Source organism: Georgenia sp. (assembly GCF_054605595.1).
Map to the genome: position 1 here is coordinate 1 of NZ_JBTSDU010000173.1, position 5,232 is coordinate 5,232.

The 5,232-nt window shown below is 71.0% G+C and carries 6 protein-coding genes; all 6 read left to right on the forward strand.

From position 1 onward, the window contains the following. Window positions 1–1,063: minor capsid protein (locus tag ACYC1Z_RS14090; RefSeq protein WP_461410152.1), on the forward strand; the 1,063-nt coding region annotated here is incomplete at its 5' end. 605 nt (window positions 1,064–1,668) lie between these two features. After that, window positions 1,669–2,385 (forward strand): hypothetical protein, encoded by a 717-nt coding sequence (locus tag ACYC1Z_RS14095; protein WP_461410153.1) that lies wholly within the window; start codon window positions 1,669–1,671, stop codon window positions 2,383–2,385. A gap of 27 nt (window positions 2,386–2,412) precedes the next feature. After that, window positions 2,413–3,342 (forward strand): major capsid protein, encoded by a 930-nt coding sequence (locus ACYC1Z_RS14100; protein WP_461410154.1) that lies wholly within the window; start codon window positions 2,413–2,415, stop codon window positions 3,340–3,342. 16 nt (window positions 3,343–3,358) lie between these two features. Beyond that, on the forward strand, window positions 3,359–3,787 hold the full coding sequence (locus ACYC1Z_RS14105; protein ID WP_461410155.1) for a hypothetical protein: 429 nt from the start codon (window positions 3,359–3,361) through the stop codon (window positions 3,785–3,787). Between the two features lie 325 nt (window positions 3,788–4,112). After that, window positions 4,113–4,646 (forward strand): DnaT-like ssDNA-binding protein, encoded by a 534-nt coding sequence (locus tag ACYC1Z_RS14110; protein ID WP_461410156.1) that lies wholly within the window; start codon window positions 4,113–4,115, stop codon window positions 4,644–4,646. Then, on the forward strand, window positions 4,647–5,066 hold the full coding sequence (locus tag ACYC1Z_RS14115) for a hypothetical protein (protein ID WP_461410157.1): 420 nt from the start codon (window positions 4,647–4,649) through the stop codon (window positions 5,064–5,066). Window positions 5,067–5,232: the final 166 nt, after the last annotated feature.

Below are 5,232 nucleotides of genomic sequence, written 5' to 3' on the forward strand. Positions count from 1 at the left end.
CGCCGACCCACGCGGCGCCGCTTTCGCCGCCCTGCTCGCCCGCCACGCGTACGAGCGGCACGTCGCGTCCGAGGTGGACGCGCTCCTGCTCGCGCGCTACCGCGAGATCGTGCGGGTGATCCTGACCGACTACGCCGACCTCACGCCCGCCGCACGCGCACGGACCGCGCTGCTCTACGGCCAGATCCAGCGGCTGGTCGGCGACGGCTACGCGGACGTGGAGCGGCTGGTGCTGAGGGAGATGGGGGCGTACGCGGGGCTGGAGGCGGACGTGGCGCAGGCGGAGCTTGCCTCCTACTTCGCCCGCTCGCCCTACGCGGACGGCGTGGACGTGACCACGGGGCTGCTGACGCGGGCGCAGGTGGTCGCGGTGGCGGAGCTGCCGATCCAGGGGCTGACGATCGGCGAGTGGTTCCGTGGGCAGGCGGCAAGCATGACGATCGCGACCCGTCAGCAGATCCAGCTAGGGCTACTCGCCGGCGAGGGGCCGGCGACGATCGTGCGGCGGATCGTGGGCGCGCGTGGGCAGACGGAGCCGGACGTGTGGCGCCGTGCCCGCCGGGACGCCACGGCGGTCGTAAGGACGACGGTCACCGCGACGCACACGGCGGCGGCTCAGGCGACCTACGAGGCGGCAGGGCCGGACGTGGTGGATAGGTACGCGATTGACGCGGTCATGGACGCACGGACCACGGTCATCTGCATCTCCCTGGATGGCACGATCCACCGCGTGGACGACCCGACCGCGCCGCGCCCGCCGTTCCACCCGAACTGCCGCACGACGGTCAAGCCGCTGCTCGCGGAAGCGATGGCGGCACGGCTGGGGCTACCGGCAGACGGGATCGCGCCTCGGCACCGATTCGCTGATTACGGGTCTTGGCTCTCTACGCAGAGCGAGTCGGTCCAGAACCGCGTGCTTGGCCGGCCGGCGGCGGGGCTCTGGCGGGCGAAGAAGCTGAGCCTGCGCGACCTCGTGGGGCAGGACCGGCGCGTGCTGACGCTGGCGCAGCTCGCCGAGCGGCTGGGCGTGGACCGGGCGGGGCTGAGGGGGATGGCGGCGTGAGGGGGAGTGGAACTCAACGGAGAGGACCAATGGAAGTGATTGAATACGGCCCACGCCCCTGCGGCGGCTACCACGGCTCGTGGGAGAGTTGCGAGCGATGCGGCACGGTTGCGGCCATCGCCGAGACGCGCCCGATACTCGGGCCGGTGCGCTGCATGTGCGACGAGCCCGGACCCGTCGTGATCGTGGACGCCGGGGTGTGGGGCTCTCGTGCCTGCGGGACGTGCAGCCGACTCCTGATCGACAGCGGCCCGCCGGTGCGCGGTGCCGCATGGAGAGCGATTGGCGATGTGGTTCACGCGGCCGGCTGCGCGAGCCTGGCAGTCGGGCCGGACGGGTACTGGCATGGCTGCGATTGTGGCGGTGCGTACGCTCCCGCCGCCCCCACACCCACCCCGTGACACCCCACCCCGTTCGCGCGTCCTATCAGTGACAGCACGAAACCTACGCGCGACCGATTAGATTGACGTAGCACCCGCGCCCGACGCGCGGCACAATCCACACCGGAACGAGCGGCGAGCAATAGACCCTGAGGGGTCCGTTGCCTGCCGCTTTTTGCGTTCCGGCCAACCTAGCCGCGGCGAGACGCCGCAGGACCGCACTGCATGGCCCTCAAAGCCGTTCTGGAATCGCTCGACGGCGTGCCGGACGCACTGCACGGCGAGTACACGCACGACGAGGTGACCGGCCACTACCGCCTGAACGTGGAGGACGCGGACGCGCTGGTGGACGTGTCGGGGCTCAAGTCGGCGCTGAAGAAGGAGCGCGACAACAGCAAGGCGCTCGCCGCGTGGCGGAAGGCGTTTCCCGACAAGACGCCGGACGAGATCGCGGAGCTGATCGCGACGGCCGGTACGGGCACGCCGCCCGCGAAGACTGCCGAGGACACGGAGAAGCTGCGCGAGAAGTGGCGGGCGGACATCGCCGCCGAGTACGCGCCGAAGCTGTCGGCGCTGGAGGCCGCACAGAAGGAGCTCAGGACGCTCAAGCTGACCGACAAGGTGCGGGCTGCGGCCATTGAGGGCGGAGTGGACCCCAAGCGGATCGAGGACGCGCTCAGGCTCAACGCCGATGCGTTCGACCTCGACGACCAGGGCCGCGTCGTCGTGCTGGACGAGGACGGCGACCCGTCCGCGATCACGCCCGAGAAGTACTGGGCGGAGAAGGAGAAGGTACGTCGCCCGTATCTGTACGCGGGCACGGGGGCCTCGGGGAGCGGGGCGCCAGTGGACAAGAAGGGCGGGGGAGCCGCCGCGCAGGATCTGTCGAAGCTCCCCCCCGAGGACCGCCTACGGCTCGCTCGGGAACGGGGAATCAAGTAGTACCCCACCCAAGTAAGAGGTGACCCGATGGCCCTGACCATCCTGGAAGCGGCGAAGCTCAACCCCGGCGAGGTCGTACGTGGCGCCGTGGTGGAGATGTTCGCACGCGAGTCCGACATCCTGCTGGCGCTGCCGTTCAAGCCGATCAGCGGCAACGCGTACAGCTACAGCCGCGAGGGCGCTCTGCCCGGCGTCGCGTTCCGCGGCGTGAACGAGAGCTACACCGAGTCCACCGGCATCGTGAACCCGCTCACCGAGGCACTCAAGATCTCGGGCGGGGACCTCGATGTGGACAACTTCATCCTCAAGACGCAGGGGATGGGCGTTCGCGCCACTCACGAGGCCATGAAGGTGAAGGCGTTGTCGCAGGACTGGGCGCGCGTGTTCATCAAGGGCGACAGTGAGGCCGACCCGCGCGAGTTTGACGGGCTCCAGAAGCGCGTCACGGGCACGCAGCTCATCGCGGCCGGTTCCACGTCGGGCGGAGATGCGCTGTCGCTCGCCAAGCTCGACGAGCTGATCGACGCCGTCCCCGGCGCCACGCACCTGGTGATGTCCAAGGCGATGCGCCGGCTGCTCTCGGCCGCCGCCCGTACGACCAGCGTGTCCGGTCACATCGTGTGGGACAAGGACGCGTTCGGCCGTCGCGTGCTCCAGTACGCGGACCTGCCGATCCTCGTGCCCTACTCGGACAACGGCGGCACCGAGCCCGTCGCGTTCGACGAGGCCAACCCCGGCGGCGGCACGGCCGTGGGAACCTCCATCTACTGCGTCGCGTTCGGCGACGGCCGCCTGACCGGCATCCAGAACGGCGAGATGGACGTGCGCGATCTGGGCGAGCTGGACACCAAGCCGGCGTTCCGCACGCGCGTCGAGTGGTTCGCCGGAATGTGCCTGGAGCACGGTCGCGCAGCCGGCCGGCTGTACGGCATCAAGAACGCCGCCGTCACGGCCTAACCCGAGGACTGAGAACATGGCACAGAAGACCTACACGTTCGACGCCCTCCTGGAGCTCAAGGACGCGGGCGCAATCACCGCCGACGCTGCCGCCACTGTGGACAGCACGGCCAAGATCGTCGATCTCGGCGCCGCGCGCGCCAACGGCGTGGTCGTCATCGACGTCGCGTCGCTCGACGTGGCGACCGGAGACGAGCTGTACCTGCTCAAGTTGCAGGGCTCCAGCTCGGCGACGTTCGCCAGCGATGTCGTCAACCTCGCCTGCTCGATTCACGGCGACTCCAGCGTCACGGGCGCGTCGGCCGACACCACCGCCGGCCGCTTCGAGCTGCCGTTCACCAACGAGCAGGACGGCACGGTCTACCGCTACGTCCGGATGTTCACGGACGGCACCGGCGCGACCGCGTGGAGCATCAACTACACCGCCTGGATCGCCAAGCACTAACCCGCCACCGGAGATCCTGACCCATGACTACGACCACTCCCGCGCGCCCGCTGCCGCCTGCGACCACTGGCCGCAAGGTGACGGTATACGAAGTGTCCACCGGCGCCGCTCTTGAGCGGTGGCCTGTGGACGCGCGGGAGCTCGTAGCCACGGGCGAGTACAGCACCACCCCGCACCCCGCGCCGGCCGCTCCGACAGAGCCGGCCGCGGTGCCCTCCCCTGCCCCGGACGCGCCAGCAGAAGCGGCTGCGCCGGCAGAGGAGACAGCAGCGCCCGCACCCGACGCGCCCACCCCGCCCCGTAAGCGCCGCCGGAGGGCCAGCTAGTGGCCGTCACGCTGGACGCGACCGTGGGCGGCGAGGCCGCCAACAGCTACGTGGCATACGCCGACGCCGTGGCCTATCTCGGCGCCCGCCTCAATGCGACCGCGTGGGAGGACGCAGGCGCCACCGACCGCACCAAGGCGCTCGTGACGGCCACGCGGCTACTGGACTCGTTCACGTACAAAGGCGTCAAGTCGGACACGGCGCAGGCGCTCAAGTGGCCGAGGGAGGGCACGGTGGACGATGACGGTGAGGAGTACGCGTCGGACGCGATCCCCTCGCCCGTCGCCGACGCTACCTGCATCGTCGCGCTCGCGCTCCTGGCCTCTGGCACGACTGACGCGCTTGCGCCCGTGCCGGTGTCCGGTATCGCGGCGCTCAAGTCGGGCGACGACGCGATCGCGTTCCGCGACCGCACGGCCGGCGCTGCTGGCACGACGCTCGGCGCCGGCTGGCTGCCGCCGGACGCACAGAGGCTGGTCGCGCACCTGATGCTGACGCCGCCGGGCTCAGGGCGCGTGGTGAGGGCGGCGTAAGTGCCCCTCTCACTGACCGGCCTACGCGCTCAGGCGCGCGCACAGTTCGCGGACGCGCTCGGCGCGCTGGACCGCGAACTCGGCGCACGCGTCACCGTCTACGACGCGACCCCCACCCGTGCCGCCGATGGGTCGGAGACGCGCGCGTGGGCCGCCGTCGCCGCCGCCGTCCCCATGCGACTCCGGCTGGTGACCAACGAGGCCGCTCGCCGCCAGTGGGGCGAGGGGACGGAGGTAGTGGCCGAGGGCGCGACGACGGGCCGCACGGTCACGGTCGGCCAGGCCGTCCGCGTCACCACCGCCCGCGACGGTTTCCCGGTGGGCGCCCGGTACCTCGTGGACGAGGCGCTGCCGGCCGACCTGAGCGGGAGCGTGCGGGTCGCACTCGTGCCGCTCGCCGACTCGGAGGATCTGACGTGACGATGCGCACCGCATCCGGCCGCCCACCCGGCGCCGCCCTCCGCTCGCTCGTCGCCGGGCTGCCCGAGGCTATCCGCGACACCAACCTAGCGATCGGCCACGTCCTGGAAGCCGCGATCAAGGAGGAACTGTCCACGCCCGGCCAGGGCCACGAGTACCCGCGTGG